The organism is Nocardia sp. NPDC049707 (genome assembly GCF_040674855.1).
Classification (GTDB): Bacteria; Actinomycetota; Actinomycetes; order Mycobacteriales; family Mycobacteriaceae; genus Nocardia.
Genome location: NZ_JBFANN010000084.1, coordinates 1 through 14,334 on the forward strand (window position 1 = coordinate 1; position 14,334 = coordinate 14,334).

Genomic DNA, 14,334 nt, shown 5'->3' on the forward strand with positions numbered 1-14,334 from the left:
GACCCGACCACCACGAAGCGATCGTCTACATCGCCATGATTGCTGTCATGTCACGCCGCCTCGCTCGCACCTGACACAGTTCTCAGACGCTCACTGAGGCTGCCGCAAACCATCTCCAGTACACAGTCGGTGTAAGTCCTGCGGTGTCCGCGGCGATTGAACGACTCCTCGAAGACGACCGCGCGTTGTCTCACTGGGGTGGCTCAGTGCTCAGTGGTCTCGCCATGGCCCTGGTCCGGCTGATGCCTGTCGCCCCCGGCCTGGCCTATCGTGCAGCGTCAGTGATCCTGACGTTCAACGAGACCCGTGACGAGAACGTCCCGCTGAGCCGCAGTGTCATGGTTCCGATGCACGAGTCGCGGCGCCAACAAGCAGGTCACAGTATCTACACCTTGGGGCAGGCGTTCAGTGCGCTCTGTTCCGCCGACCTGCACACCGCCAGCAAGATCTTCTGCGATATCTCGGAGCTGCCGCCGACACGAGAATCATCTCCTGCCTGGCCGCTGTCGTTCGGCGATGTCCAAGGATGGCTCGGCTTCGGTGCCTACCCTGTCACAACTCGACATCGTATCGGTGAACTCGCTGCTCACGCGCTCAGCGCTGCGCTGACACGACTGGCAGAACCGGATGCTGACGTGCTTTCGGACTTGGTAGGCCGACTTCACAACGCTATGGCGTGGGACGCCCTGATCGCAGCTTCAGACAACGCCCATGACCTGGGAGTAGCCCTCTTGCCTGCATTGGATTCAGGAGCACTGCTCGCTCATCCTGTCACCCACGCAGCCTCTGCGCACCTGCTGGCCGCGCTGTCCGGTGCGGACCCAGCACTGGCGAATCAATTGGAAGACATCGTTCTCCGGGCATACGATCTCCTCGACGCGAACGGCGGAAGCCAACACACCAAAGATGTCCTGGTCGGGTGCCTTAACCGGGATCTGGTTACTTCACCGGTCCTGCAAGCCCGGCTGGCGGCGACAGGGCCGGGTGGCCCACCGCCGATCTCCCGGCGACCTGAGCCGATAGTCACCAGCCGAAGCGTGACAATATTCGATGGGTTGGCCGAGCAAGGCATTGTCATCGAGCAGACGGTCCAAGCTGCTGGCCGAGCCCTGTCGGAGGAGTTAGGCATAGTCCGAGGAGGAAACGACACGCGTCCCGAGCACGAACGACAACTGCCCACCCTCTTCGAAGAGGCCGATGCCCTGTTCGCGACCTGTTCACCGCTTCCCGCTGAACTCGCCAAACTCCGGGTCGAAGCTGCGGCAACGTTGTCCCACGATAGCAGAGTTACTCCAGACACCCCTCTAGGAGACCGCATATTCGGCATCATGCGGGAGTCGGCTCAGAGCCCGGACACGGGAAACTTCATCGGATGAGTGCGATGTGGAGTTCAGGCATGCGCGATACAGGAATCCAAGGACTGGCCGCATTGTTCATACGCGCTGATTGGCGCGAGAGCCCCACCGGTGCCGAAATCGGCAGCATACTTTCCGCAGCGCTACACGACAATAGCCCACTGGTTCGGATGCAAGCCGCGCACGCTGCCAAGGCATTGCACCACAACAACGACCTTGCCGCCACCGCCACCGCCCTCGGTGACCTCTTGGTCACTGAGGCCAATTCGGCAACCAGATTGATTCTGCTGCATCACTTCACACAGATCACCTATGGTGCTAGTTCAGAAACGGACGCGATCCTCCGGCAACTCCTCGAACACATCGATTTCTCTCCTAGAACCGACGAGGGGCGCGTCATCGCTGGGCTGCTGACATTCTTAGCCCTTATTCATCGGACTCCCTTTGCCTCTAAAACTATTGAGCGATGGTGCGGCGAGGCAATGGCGAACGCGGACACCGTCGAGATATTCGCCCAATGTGCCCGCGATTACCTCTCGCCAGCTAGTGATGAGGGCCGCAGTGAGGCATTTCGGCTGCTGACCCTTGCTGCGCAGAGCTGCCAGGACACATGGACCCGGCACTCTTCTGCAGCGGAGACCTCGCCCCACGTGCAGACCGAACTCCAGCGCGCAGCGGAACTAGCGCACGACATAGCCCAGCAGGTCTACTTCGCAAGCGGCGCTTACAACTCAGACCAACAGGCCGCTGGCCCGAAGCCGGGGCCCGAACACGCAGCATTCGCTGAACTCGCCTACCCGCTGCTGGCCACCTGCACGGCCATACCGAACCCACAGTCTATTCACGCAGCCGTCGAAACTCTCATCTTCCTCGCCCCTCTTGACGAACCCCGCGCGCTGCAAGCCATCGCGAAAGCCATTCCTAGACACAGCATGTACGCCAGCGACACCATCACCGGCAACGACGTCATGTCCTACCTCGACCGCCTTGTAAGCGAGAACCGTCAACTGATCCTGGACAACAGCGACAACGCAAAGGCCTTTGCGCACCTATTGGCATGTTTCGCCGCCGCAGGAAACTCCCGCGCCCTCACTCTCGCGTACACCTTCGCTGAGGTCTTCCGGTAGTAAATACCGAGCAGGCTGTGGATTTAGAGTGTCTCCGGCCTGGATCTCTGTCAGTGGCCAGTGGGAACGTGTTGTTGGTGTCCGGTTCGCCCTATTGCGTGACCAAACGAAAACACCATCGCCAGCTCGCCCCTCGCCTCCGGGGTGAGAAGGCACGTGGACATCATTGCCCATCGATCCGATGACGAAGGGCATCACCTGCATTCGAAGGCATGCGCCGTAATGCCGCATAGCGCAGGATGAACCGCATGCGGCCTGCCCCCTGCAAGGCTGGACAGGTGCCCGCGTGTGGATGTCGATGCGCTCCCCACCCGGAAACACCAGTAGTTGGACTGACATCTCGGTTCGACTTGCAAAGTGCAGAGAAGCTCAGCCAAGGCTAAGGGACAACCGCTCGACGCTTGGCGTGCAACACATTTGGGTCGCCGGCCCTACATTCACACGGTCGGGTTCAACGCGGAGGAGACCGGACGGATCGCCCGCGATACCTCGGTGACGATGGGCGGGCAGCGTCATCCGATCTACCCGCTCGCCGCCGTACAGTGGTCCCGCGCACGGTGTCAGGGGTATCTGTTCGGGTTGTTCGGGGTGTGGTGGCCGAAATCGTGTTGCCGCCAGTGCTGTTTCGTGTCGGTGCCGAGCTGGCCCGACCAGCGCGCCCGCTACCAGGCTGCCCCAGATGAGGGGTACAAACACCTGGTCGATGAATTCGTCACGCTCGCGTTGAACCACCGCTCCGGCCTGTTCGGGCCCGGCAAGTCGCTGCGAGACCGGCTACGCGCCAACAGCGCAAATGAGGTTCACGCCCTCGCTGATGCCGCGCTCGATGAGTGTGGGTGGGCGGTGTATCGGGTGCGGCGCTGCTACACGGCTCCGGCACGAGCGTGGCGGTCCATCCAGATCGTGCATCGCGGTGATCGCGTCCGAACTGGCGCGTTCGTTGCCGGGCTGGCCGAGCATCTGCAACTGCCGCTACGTACCGATGATGAGCACACCCGTCTGTGGCTGACCGCGGCGACCGAGGGCTATCCGCAGTTGGAGGAGTTTCATGTCGCGGCACCGGACTCGGTTGCTGATAAGGCGCGCGGGAAGTTCGAGATCCGATGGCGCGGCCACGCCGATTCCACGCTGCTTGCACTCGAAGACACCGCCGAGACATTCATCCCTTCAACATCTCTGCGCGCCGCCTGACCCTGCGGCGTGTCCAGCGTCCGATATAGCGCCCCGCACTCTTTCCCGGACAGAGGTTTCTCGATCATGGCTCGACCCAAAGTGATCGTCGACTGCGTCGCCAGCCGCCACCAAGGCCCCGACGAGCGGATCGTCGAGATCAGTCACGCCTGTGGTGGCGGACTGATCAGCATCCGCGCGACCGGCTCCGGCCGACTGGTCATCGACCTGTACCGACTCGATGACACCGTCGAGGTCCACGCGCCCGCTGCGGCGACGCCCCCCATGCCACGGCCTCGCCGAAATAGCCACTCATGCAACAGAAAGAGGTGATTCATGATCGAGGTTTCCGAGCTGATGAGCTGGCTGTTCGGTCTCGATTCCACGGGCCAGGTCGGTGTCGCGGAGGGCGGGCTAAGGCGGGTCGAGGTGCGGAACGACGACCTCACCGCTGGCGCCTATATAGAGGTCGGGGATGCGCGCCGAGGAGCCCAATACTCGCACCGACCAGACCGGATCCGCCGAGGTGACCGCAGGACCGGCACGGACGACCGCTGCGCCGTATCTGGCGGTGATCACGGCCGCGGATCTGCTTGGGAGGCTTGGTGGCACGCTCACCCGCGCCGAACTCGGGCAGGTCCGCGCCCGAGTCACGTGTTCGCGTGTCGGTGAGGTGCTCGGTGATGTGGTCTTCGCGGTAACCGAGGCGCACCGCCGTGAACTCACCGATTCCGTTCGGGGTTTCGGTGATGGCACCGCCTTCGCCGGTTGCCTCGGCGCCGTACCGCTGGTGCCCGCCGAGCGGATCGGGTTACTGTTCACCGACATCGAAACCGCCACCGGGTTGGCGTTGGTGCGGGTCCGTTGCGGCGAAGACGCCTGGCTGTTTGTCGAGGATCCCGCGAGCGGGCGTCTGTTCGAGATCGACGACCTGTTCGACGCCTGGCTACACGGCGCCGGCGCCTCCCCTGGCTTGACCGCTCATTGGGTCGGGCACGTGGTCGACAGTTTCACTCGCGATGAACTGATCCAGACCGGGCCACACGACTATGTCCTACCCGAAACCGTCAGGGGCCCATTGACCTGATCCACTGCGCACGGCAGCCGACAGGCCAACACACGTCAATTGCATGCACTCATGCGCATGTTTAACTATTTGGAGAGGTGGTGGTGACGGTGGTGACGATTTCCCATACCGCTGAGGAAGGCACCGTGTTGGAAGGCACGGTCCGTGGCGACGGCACCTACGAAGTGATGACGGGGGTGAAAAGGGCTGTCGGGCATTGGCGTTGGGCTCGCAGCCTGGGCACGTGGATCGTGGTGTCCTCCCGTGATCGCCAGCCTAAGCAGTTCGCCATCGACGCCGCCGCGAAAGCGTTGCGGGAGGCCGGGTTCGACGTCGAGGTCCGTATCGATCGCACCGCGCGCCCGACCCTGCATGCAGAAGGCGACCGCGCCGCACGCCAGGCCGACCGGGTGCAGGCGTTGCAGGACAAAGCGTCCCGCAAGGACGCGAAAGCTGTCGCTGCCGACTCCGCACACGAGCGTGCTTGCACTGGTGGAGTGTAGGTATTCGAACTGTGCGCTATTCCCCGCTCAGCCTCGTGTCGCCCGGTTCCAGAGATAGTCTATGTGTGCGCTATTTCGATAGCGGGCCGTAGCCGAGGTGTGGCACCGTAGACAGGTGCGCCGAACTGAACCTGAGCTACAGCAGCGTCTTGTTGACGGGCTTGCGAAGCAACAAAAAAATCGAACGAGGCTCGCGCCGATTTTAGATCCGTTCGAGTATGTCGCCTCAGCAAATTACGTAGTACCGATGCTCTTCGATCTAGGAATTGCGGCCGGCAATGAAATAGTGGATCACGTACCTCGCTACAGTTCCCTGGATCATTCATTAAACTGGCAAATTCTGGTGTCGTGCATAAAGAGATTTGACAAGTTTGCAGTTCCATACTTCGAGCACGCAATTTTTTTCCGACCCCTTCGCGGAAGAGCTTTTCACATATGAGCGGCGAGAATATTTCGATTCGCATGTAATCGCGTCTTTCAATGAGGGTATTTGGTCTCTACTGTCAGACGAGAATGGCTACAGGATTGTTTTGTCACCGCCAGCACGCCGCTCGGCACTACATCTAGTAGGCGCCATCGCGGAGAAGTCACGATATCCGATCAGAGTCGCAAGCTTACTGGAATCAGCAATTCACGGAGGCGACTCTCTCTCCGATTATGCGCTGACAGCAGGGATGTTTAGTCTCAGAGTGTTCAGCGAGAGCTCTAGTCATAGCTGGCAGACTCTTGCCGCTGAGACGAAGATAAATTTCGACATGATCCCTGCCTTCAGAGCATGGATTATCGACACGGCGATGCATCAGTATCGACGCTGGTACACCAAGGACGATTTGTTTGACTCATGGACTTCCTTTGCCATGGCGAAAGACTTCTCTCCAGGAGAGGTAGATCATTTTTACTCATTAACAGATTTGCATACGGTAACACCAGAGGAAGCGAGCGAATGGGGAGTGCAGGCACCATTTTTGCGTTGCGGCGAGTTTCTGGCACTGTGGCCCTTCGCATTTCATGTGCTTCACCCCGATCTCGGGTTCCTCAGCCTTTTGGTGCGCCGCCACTCCCGTGCGTGGGATCGAACAGTCGGCAGCACCCTCGCGTTTGCTGCGGATTGGTTCGGATCCCAGATTCGAAGCGACAGAATTTCCTGGGTAGCACGTCGTCGACACCGAGGAATCGGAGAGGCAGATCTAGTCCTACTGGATCGAGAATCAGGCGACGTAGTTGTGCTCGAACTGAAAACAACGTACGACAAATTCAGAACAAACATACAGTCACGTAATTTTATCCACCAACGAGTAAATTTCCCCAAGGCAATAAGTCAATGCCAGACCGTCGCTGCCGCTATTGATGACGGGTCGTGGCCACTACGTGAGCTGTTCGGAAAAGAGGCCCCGGCGAGACCTACGTCAGTAACCGGGTGCGTACTCACATGGTGGGATATATATAACCCCACTCTAGGATCCGAAGATTCCGTAGTCAGTTGCAATTATGACTCATTCCTGTATGTCTTAGAGGCCGCAGATGGCGACTTAGTTGCCACTGTGAGGTCAATTAGAGAGCTTTCAACAATCTATTGTCCGGGCGTCCTTATTCCAAGAGCCATTCAGATCGACGAGATCGCAATCAATATTGCACAGGAGACCCAGGGCGATCAACTTCCACCGCGTGATAACTGGGGGCAAATCAGCCCCCTGACAGCGTCCATCCTTGAGCCGCTCCCGAAATGGGAATCAAATTGGCAGGAATTATCATCCGAAGGAGCACCCCCACTCTTCATATATAGCGATGAGGGGTGAAACTACAGCGGCGGCATACCTTATGCGCATCGCCAGATATACGGCTCCAGGTACTACGCACACGCGACAGATACAACAACCACTCCCCTGTCGATGAGCTCGCGTACGAGTGCACGCGAGTCTCCGCAATCGCCCACCTTGATGGCTGCTGCAGATCCTACGACCGCCCAACCGCCATAACACAGCCAGGACGGGCTAAAAATTGCGCATGTGTCGTACGAACGAATGACACAGAGGCAGAGACCGTTTAAGTTCTGGTCTCGAACTGTTGTCGCCGTTCTGGCAAGAATGGACAGGCTCAAGGGCGGCCGAAGGCCGGCACTACCGTATTTGGAGTCTGCGGTCGACCGTTGAATCAGTCGCTTGGTTCGCTCTCGTCCTCGGCGGCGGCGAGGTATCCGGCCCAGCGGCTCGGGCCAGTTCTGCCCATTGGTGCGCGGTGTTGACGTGGATACCGAACAGGTCGCTGATCACGATGGCCGGTAGTTGAGCAGCGGTTTCGATCATCGCCGTGTTGCGCGCGGCGAGGGTGGGCAGACCGTTTCGGCTGAGAACTCTGCCGATCGCTTTCTGCGTGCGTGGTCGGCTGGGCGGTCTGCCTGGCAGTAGATAGCGGGGCCCGTCGGATATTTGGAACATGGAGGGGGCGCGTGCGTTGATCTGTCGTTCGATCAGGACGGCGAGTTTGGGTGGGAGCAGTACTGGATGCTCGCTAATGGTCAGGTACGCGTGGCCGTCGTCTCGGTGGAAGCGGTCGGTGGTGAGGGTGAGTATGCGAGACACAGACAGCCCGTAGAGACGGACCAGAGCGGCAACGACCCGTGCGTCGAGGGGAATCGTAGGGTCGTTGAGGCAACGCTGTAGCTGCTGATGAAAGTCATCGTCGGTGAGGAACTGCGACGGCAGGGCACGCGGCTCGTAGTCGATCTCTAGCGCGGAAACGAGTCGCCGTCGCCTGGCCCAGGCGATGAACGGGGCAAGCAGAGTGGCGTTGCGGTTGTTCGCGTCGATCCACTGGTCGAGATGTGTCTGGCTGGTCGCACCGAGGCGTAGCTGCCTGTCATCGAGCCAGTTCAAGAAGTGTGCAGCGGTCGAGAGTTTGCGACGATCGTATCGACTCGAGCCATGGTGGTATCGACCCTTTCCGGCGTTGCGGCGAGCGACGCGCAGAACCTGCCACTCGGCGTAGGGACGCAGGATCAACTGCTGCGATGTGGACAACCTGCCGAGGAACACACTGATCCAAATATGTTGCTGGGCAAGTGTTTCCTCGCGCGCGGGCAGCACTCCGGTGACGACGAGGATTTCCCGGATTTCGCGGGTAGTGTTGTCCTGCGGCAGAAGATCGAGGGTGTGGTGGTTGATGTCGTCATTTCGCGCGACCAGCGCAGCGAGGAGCCGCGCGGTCGCGCTGCGGTGTGCCCATTTCACCAGCGACGGCCCGCTCACGGTGCTCAGCGCGTTGAGCAGTGGGGTGAGTCGAGGTGGCGGCGTTCCCGTCGTGGGGTCGGTGAGCAGGGCGCGAACGCGGCGAGTGCCCACACACATCGAGCACCGGCCCACGGCGTAGATGTCGCCGGGCTCGCCGCACTGCTGGCAGATGAACGCCAGATGTGTTGCGCCCGAGCACGGCCCGCAGATCTCACCGCTCTCACACCGGCCCACCAGCACCATCGATGTCCCGCACATGGTGCACGGCCGCGGGTTTCGATACCGGCGTAGGTAGCAGGATCGGCACAGCGTGCCGATCGGCCAGTTCGCGTGTGGTCGAGTGGTCTTCCCGCAGTCGGCGCATTCACGTGGGGTGCGGGGCCAACTCTCGACCGCAACGCGCGCAGCGGCGACGCAGGTCGGAGTCGGCTCGATAGCAGGCTCGGCATTGAGGTCCCCGCTCGCTGCGGCGGGCGACCGGACGCAGTTCGCCGCAGTGGGCGCAGTGCCGTTCGCGGGCTTTCCACGAGCACGACTGGCATTGTCGCCCTTGTGGTGTGCGGTGCCGCAGGGCCACGTCGGTGCGCCCGCACCCGGTGCACGCCGGAACCGTCACCGGGTGACCGGCGTGGGCGAGTACGTGCAGCAATCGATCGAACGCGGCAGGGGCGACTCCGTTTCGGGAGGTGAGCGCGTCGGGGAATTCGGTCAGGTGCCGGTCGATTCCGCGGATCTGTTGTGCACGCGACACGGCCGCGGCGGTCAACGCCGCTTCGGCGTCGCCGCGAGACAGCGCCGGTAACGCCAAGCAGAGCGCATCCAGGACCCGCGCGTGGATCTGGGTCAGCTCGTGGGCGCGGTGGTGTTTGCGCTGTTGGTCGCCGGTTGTCATGTAGCCCCGGGACGGCGGATGACCGATCGCCGTGGCGTGATCGGGGCCGACGACGGTGTCTCACCGCCGACTGTCTTGGGTATCTGCTTGTTGACCGCTTCGGGGTGGATCAGGTCGTTGGGTGTGCAGTCGAGGATGTCGCACAGCGCGACCAGCACGTCCATGTTCAACCGCTGCGGTGCCTGGGTGACCAGCCGATACACCTGCTCACGGGAGAGTCTGATCCCGCGTTCGGTCAGCAACGGCCCCAGCTCCGAGGTCTGGAACATGCCCCGCTCGGCCATCAGATACCGCAACCGCCACTGGTAACCCATCTTCTTGATCATGCCGTCACCTCCCACTCCTCACCCAGCCTGCCCCGCAACGCCGCCTCCAACAGCCTGCTGCGGTACTCCGGTGAGACATGGGAGTAGATCGCCGTCGTCGCCGCATGCGAATGCCCGACCTGCTCCTGTAAAAACCTTGCGGGATAACCAAATTCAAGAAGATGACTGACATAGGAGTGCCGCAGCGAATGTACGTCCAGACAGTCCTCCAACCCGGCGGCGTCCCGCGCGGCGACGAATGCCTCGTTGATCGATCGCGGGGAGAGTCGACCCGCTCGTTCGGTCACCCACAGCGCCGGATGCTTGCCTGCCACGAATCGTGGTCGCAGATCGCTCACCCAGTCACCGAGCACCTCGACGACCCAATCCATCTCCGGCACCAACAACACCGAACGACGTTTCGGCGGTGACCCTTTCCAGGATTTCCCGTACCGCACCATCAACAGACCCGCGTTACCGAACCGCGGCGCCTTGCGGTTGCGTCGCAGGTCCGTCAAATCCAATCTCGCGGCCTCGCCACGCCGAAGACCGTAGGCATAGACCGTCTTCAACACCGCCGCGTCTCGTGCGGCCCCTAATGCACCTTTCACCCCACGCTCGGTGATCTGCCCAGGGCGCGCGTCGGCGGCGTCGAACAGCGCCTGCACCTCGTCGAAAGTGAATGCCCGCCGTCGTGGATCGCCTTCGTAGTCGACGCGGTGCACGATCGAGTTGCCCTCATGGAAGATCTCCTGCGGGACTTCGCCGAAGCGCTCCTCGCACACCCGCGCCCATTCGTATCGGGAGTCGAGCAGGAACTCGACGAACATCGTGATCGACACCTCGTACCCACGTGCGGTCGATACCGCGCGAGGCCGCGATCCGCTGCGGAGGTCATCGATAAATGCCTCGCCATCGGCCGGTGTCCACTGCCACGGATACGAGCCGGTGAACTCGACCAACCGCCGGATCAACCGCAACCGCGGCGTGATCGTCGAGGTCTTCAGGAACCGCGCCGACTGCTGACGCCGCCATCCCTCCAGCATCGCTTCCAGGACAGCCGGAGCCGGGTCGAGATGAACAACACTCTCGGCCAACACCAGACGCGCCGAACCCGGCGCTTCAGAACCCACCCGCCTGTTGCATCAGACGCAACATTGATGCTGCAATGCCAGAGAGCGGCAGATCAACCCCACCGCTGATAGGCTCGACACCGTTCGGCGCACCCGTCCGACGAGGACGTACAGGCGTCGCCGGGTCGGCGGAGATGTTGCATCGGATGCAATTTCGCTCAGTTTCAGGCGTTGCCGCCGGGTGGTGAGCCGGTCAAGATCGGCCATCACTCCGAACGCCGTCACCGTCGCGCGATCGAGAAGTCATGGGATGCTTGGGGCCGGTCGGTGCAGGCGGGCGGAGACGCCGATCACGCGCATGATCGCGCCGACGCGGCGGCGCGCACTACCGATCTCCGCTACGCCCCACGCGCCGTGGCCAAACGTATCGATACTCTCGAGGCCGAACAGCGCGGCGATCAACGCACCCTCGACGGTCACACCCGCGTGATCTCCCGAACCGCCGACGGTGAGGTCGCCTACGCCGAAACCCACACGCCCGCAACGGGTGAGTACCGGCAGCGAGTCCTGGACCGCATGTCCCAGCGCGCCGGTGAGATCACCTACTGGAACCAGGTCCGCGATCAACAGATCGTCGACGGCCTGACGCCGGGCTGGGGACCTTCGGATTTCACCGTCGGTGACTTCGTCGGCGTCGGTGGCCGCGCGTGGCGGCAGGTCACTCGCGTGAACGCGAAATCGGTGTCGGTGGTGAACATTGCGCAGCCACACACGCCGCTGCACACCATCCTCGGCAAATATGCCTGTCATCGTGAGGTCACTACCGACTACACCGTGCGCTACCACGAGATCACCGCGGTGATGACCGAACCCGAAGCCCGCGACCGCTTCCCGGACATCTTCGAGGACCTCGACGCTGGCACGCTGGCGCCGCGTCCGAAACGCCGCGGCGGCAAGACCAAACTTGACCACCAGCGCGGCCCGCAGTCCGATCGCTGGTACTGGGAAATTGGCGGCCTCGAATACGTCGCAGTGTGGGCGCACCCGGACCGCTGGTATGCCACCCCACCGCAGCCGGTCACCGCACCGGGGGTGGTGCGGGTGAGCGCGCAGCGCCGCGAACCCGGCCGGTTACGAGGTGAACCGATCGAGCTGCCGGTCACCGAGTTCGCAGTGTCCGGGCCGGTGTGCTGGCCCGAACAGGTCCACAACCAGGTCCGGGTCATCGTCGAGGCCCGTATCTACATGCCCGCCACGGCGGCCTGACAAAAGAACCCTGTCACCGCCGCCCCACATGGGTGCGGGCGGGCTCATCGATCCCACGAAGGAGTTGTTCGCCATGTCCGCACACCAGCCACCACGACCAGTGCCGGCGGACTTTTTCACCCAACGGCGCACCACGCTGTCCCCGAACCCGAACTCCTGGCGGGCGTGGTTGAGCTGTGGTGAGGTCGCCGACGAACCCGGAGCAGGTCAGTGACCCGGGTGCCAGAGTTCGAGCAGTACACCGCCGCGATGCGGAACCGGAGCGCGGAGTTGATGTGTTTCGAGGCCATCGGCTACGTGCGTGGCTGGTGCGATGCGCGTGGGGTCGGCGCTGGGGAGGCAATCGATTTCGGGCACGCCTTCGCCGTACTCGTCGCCGCGGGTGGTTCGCGCCCGAATATCGCCGACGCTTGGACCAACTGGTGCCACGGCCGCGACATCGGCGCCGGCCCCGAGGTCGAGTGCACCCGGCCCTCAGCCCTCCACCCTTGAACCCGGCCTCGCTACCGCGCGGTCGTCACCACCGACTTCGCCGACACCGCGATCGCGCGGCACCGCCGGTCGCGGGCAGCGATCACCCAGATCGGGCAGCCATTCTCCGGCTCGTCTGGGCAGCCAGCTGACCACACACCTGCTATTGAGAGGACATCCGGATTCGTCATGTCCGCTCCAGCTTTCGCCGTCAGCACCTCCATCAACTCCGCCGACTACGGATATCCGCCTACACCTTGTTCGCCTCCGACGACGCCCCGATCCGTGTTCGCCGACATGGCCGAGCATCACCCGGTTTCGACGGGGTCACCGAGGCCCGGCCGATGGTGGTGCTGCGGTTGTTCGGTCTCGTCGTCGAGGATGAGCGCCTCGGCAATCCCCGTGCCACCGCCGGTTCGAACCGGGCACGACCGGGCGCGGGGGCGCCGCGCTGGTGTCTGGGCGAACCCGGCTTATCTGAGCATGCATCTGGGTATCCGCTGGCCACGGCTGAGGCGGATATCCGAGAGTTGGTGTCCGACACCGTCACCGAGATCATCGGTGAATTCCTCACCGATGACCGTGCCGCCCGCCATCGGCGCTGGGCGGCTGAGCAGTGCCGCCAGAACGCTGCCCGCGCCCTTGAGGCCATAAAACCCTTGAGCAATTCGCCTTTCATCGCCACTCCGTGGCACGCGCCGAGGTCGATGCGTCGTGGGCGCTGGTGGCCGCACTGCACCAACAGCACTGAACCCGCACGGCGGCCCCCGCAACGCCCTGCCCTGTCATCTGTATCCGTCTGTCGGAGAGGAGTTTGACTCATGTCGATCGCTACCTGTGTGCGTCACGCCGAGTTGGGGGATCTGGTCGGTCTGTTGAATGTTCAGCAGGCCGCGAAACTCGATGTCGTCGCCCCGGCGTCGGCGTTGCGTGCCAGTGATGGTCTGCTGCAGTTGTCCGGGGTCGAACCGGTCCTGGATGAGCGGGGTTTCACTCTCGTCGACGGCCTCTATCGGCCTACCGCCGCCGCCGACTCCCACCTCGGGTCCAAGCTCAAGATCCCCGTTGGATTTCTGAAGTGGTTGCGTGAGGAGTCCCGCACCGATCTGTACGACGGCAACGTCAATGGCCTGCTGCATGGCTGCGACGACCCGCGCCTGCCCAGCACGGGTGATGACCGGTCGTTTCTGCTGCGGCTGTTCACCTCCGGTGTTCCGGACGAGCCCGGGATTCTGCGGGCGGTGTTGTCGGATCGCTACGGCATCATCGACAACCTCGACGTCCTCACCGCCGTGCTGGAGGGCATCCGCCAAGCGGATGCGGATGTGTCTGTCCGTTCGTGTGATCTGACCGAGTCCTCCATGCACTGCAAGGTGTACTCACCGAAGGTGCGGGCGCTGGCACCGGGTTTCCTGGCGAATTATCGGACCCCGTTCGCCAACCCCGACCTCGAGGCCGAACGCCGCCGCGCCACAGGCGAACTGGATCGATGGCGCCCGGTCGCGGCCCGCGAAGGCCACGGCTATCGTCCCGGCAGCGAACCGATCGTGTTCGCCGGGTTCCGGTTCTCCAACTCCGAGATCGGCCACCACGCAGTCACATTGAAACCGGAGCTGATGGTCGAAATCTGCGGCAACGGGCTCACGTTGCCGATGTTCGCCTACACCAAACGCCATATCGGGGATCGTCTCGAGGTCGGCGGAAGCTGGTCCCAAGACACCTACCGCAAGCGCCTGGCGGTGATCACCGCTGAAACCCGCGACAAGGTCGCCGAGTGGCTGTCTCCTGAATCGCCCCGGCTTTGGTGCACACCGTTTTATCTGTCACCGGCTGGTTGCTCGGCGCGGTGTGCATAGTAGTCGGCTTCATACTCGGCTGG

General features: G+C 62.5%; 14 protein-coding genes. 10 read left to right on the forward strand and 4 right to left on the reverse strand.

The window, feature by feature from the left end:
* The first annotated feature begins 143 nt into the window (after nt 1–143).
* The 6 genes from AB0J29_RS36085 (at nt 144) to AB0J29_RS36110 (ending at nt 7,017) form a co-directional block, all read left to right on the forward strand.
* Nucleotides 144–1,376 (forward strand): hypothetical protein, encoded by a 1,233-nt coding sequence (locus AB0J29_RS36085; RefSeq protein ID WP_364795577.1) that lies wholly within the window; start codon nt 144–146, stop codon nt 1,374–1,376.
* Nucleotides 1,373–2,482, forward strand: a complete 1,110-nt coding sequence (locus AB0J29_RS36090) for a hypothetical protein (RefSeq protein WP_364795579.1) — start codon at nt 1,373–1,375, stop codon at nt 2,480–2,482. Before AB0J29_RS36085 ends, AB0J29_RS36090 begins: the two co-directional genes overlap by 4 nt.
* Nucleotides 2,483–2,839: 357 nt before the next feature.
* Nucleotides 2,840–3,673 carry a hypothetical protein gene (locus AB0J29_RS36095; RefSeq protein WP_364795581.1) on the forward strand — a complete coding sequence of 278 codons (834 nt, stop codon included), beginning with the start codon at nt 2,840–2,842 and terminating at the stop codon, nt 3,671–3,673.
* 454 nt (nt 3,674–4,127) lie between these two features.
* Nucleotides 4,128–4,739, forward strand: a complete 612-nt coding sequence (locus AB0J29_RS36100; RefSeq protein ID WP_364795584.1) for a hypothetical protein — start codon at nt 4,128–4,130, stop codon at nt 4,737–4,739.
* Nucleotides 4,740–4,819: 80 nt separating this feature from the next.
* Entirely contained in the window at nt 4,820–5,221 is a 402-nt protein-coding gene (locus AB0J29_RS36105; protein ID WP_364795586.1) for a hypothetical protein, read from the forward strand.
* 689 nt (nt 5,222–5,910) lie between these two features.
* The gene (locus tag AB0J29_RS36110; protein ID WP_364795589.1) at nt 5,911–7,017 is read left to right on the forward strand and encodes a hypothetical protein; all 1,107 of its coding nucleotides are present in this window, start codon (nt 5,911–5,913) and stop codon (nt 7,015–7,017) included.
* A gap of 321 nt (nt 7,018–7,338) precedes the next feature.
* Here AB0J29_RS36110 and AB0J29_RS36115 read toward each other — a convergent pair whose 3' ends face one another.
* From AB0J29_RS36115 to AB0J29_RS36130, 4 genes are all read right to left on the reverse strand, one after another.
* Nucleotides 7,339–8,682, reverse strand: a complete 1,344-nt coding sequence (locus tag AB0J29_RS36115; RefSeq protein WP_364795591.1) for a hypothetical protein — start codon at nt 8,680–8,682, stop codon at nt 7,339–7,341.
* 130 nt (nt 8,683–8,812) lie between these two features.
* Nucleotides 8,813–9,340: a hypothetical protein gene (locus AB0J29_RS36120; protein ID WP_364795594.1), complete on the reverse strand. Its 528-nt coding sequence runs from the start codon at nt 9,338–9,340 to the stop codon at nt 8,813–8,815.
* A complete protein-coding gene (locus tag AB0J29_RS36125) occupies nt 9,337–9,666 on the reverse strand; it encodes a helix-turn-helix transcriptional regulator (RefSeq protein ID WP_364795597.1) in 330 nt (109 codons plus the stop codon). The genes AB0J29_RS36120 and AB0J29_RS36125 overlap by 4 nt, the downstream gene beginning before the upstream one ends.
* On the reverse strand, nt 9,663–10,745 hold the full coding sequence (locus AB0J29_RS36130; protein WP_364795609.1) for a tyrosine-type recombinase/integrase: 1,083 nt from the start codon (nt 10,743–10,745) through the stop codon (nt 9,663–9,665). Before AB0J29_RS36130 ends, AB0J29_RS36125 begins: the two co-directional genes overlap by 4 nt.
* Before the next feature lie 204 nt (nt 10,746–10,949).
* Between AB0J29_RS36130 and AB0J29_RS36135 the strand changes: the two genes are divergently transcribed.
* The 4 genes from AB0J29_RS36135 to AB0J29_RS36150 all read left to right on the forward strand — a co-directional run bounded on the left by AB0J29_RS36135 (nt 10,950) and on the right by AB0J29_RS36150 (nt 14,311).
* On the forward strand, nt 10,950–11,984 hold the full coding sequence (locus AB0J29_RS36135) for a DUF3560 domain-containing protein (RefSeq protein WP_364795599.1): 1,035 nt from the start codon (nt 10,950–10,952) through the stop codon (nt 11,982–11,984).
* Between the two features lie 73 nt (nt 11,985–12,057).
* A complete protein-coding gene (locus AB0J29_RS36140; protein WP_364795601.1) occupies nt 12,058–12,198 on the forward strand; it encodes a hypothetical protein in 141 nt (46 codons plus the stop codon).
* Nucleotides 12,195–12,476 (forward strand): hypothetical protein, encoded by a 282-nt coding sequence (locus AB0J29_RS36145; RefSeq protein ID WP_364795604.1) that lies wholly within the window; start codon nt 12,195–12,197, stop codon nt 12,474–12,476. Before AB0J29_RS36140 ends, AB0J29_RS36145 begins: the two co-directional genes overlap by 4 nt.
* Before the next feature lie 800 nt (nt 12,477–13,276).
* Complete coding sequence (locus AB0J29_RS36150) at nt 13,277–14,311, forward strand: hypothetical protein (RefSeq protein ID WP_364795606.1); 1,035 nt, start codon at nt 13,277–13,279, stop codon at nt 14,309–14,311.
* Nucleotides 14,312–14,334: the final 23 nt, after the last annotated feature.

Excerpts from the sequence above, each read along its gene's own strand:
- AB0J29_RS36090 (WP_364795579.1), top strand. The coding sequence starts at position 1,373 with ATGAGTGCGATGTGGAGTTCAGGCATGCGCGATACAGGAATCCAAGGA.
- AB0J29_RS36100 (WP_364795584.1), top strand. The coding sequence starts at position 4,128 with ATGCGCGCCGAGGAGCCCAATACTCGCACCGACCAGACCGGATCCGCC.
- AB0J29_RS36120 (WP_364795594.1), bottom strand. The coding sequence starts at position 9,340 with ATGACAACCGGCGACCAACAGCGCAAACACCACCGCGCCCACGAGCTG.
- AB0J29_RS36125 (WP_364795597.1), bottom strand. The coding sequence starts at position 9,666 with ATGATCAAGAAGATGGGTTACCAGTGGCGGTTGCGGTATCTGATGGCC.
- AB0J29_RS36140 (WP_364795601.1), top strand. The coding sequence starts at position 12,058 with ATGTCCGCACACCAGCCACCACGACCAGTGCCGGCGGACTTTTTCACC.
- AB0J29_RS36150 (WP_364795606.1), top strand. The coding sequence starts at position 13,277 with ATGTCGATCGCTACCTGTGTGCGTCACGCCGAGTTGGGGGATCTGGTC.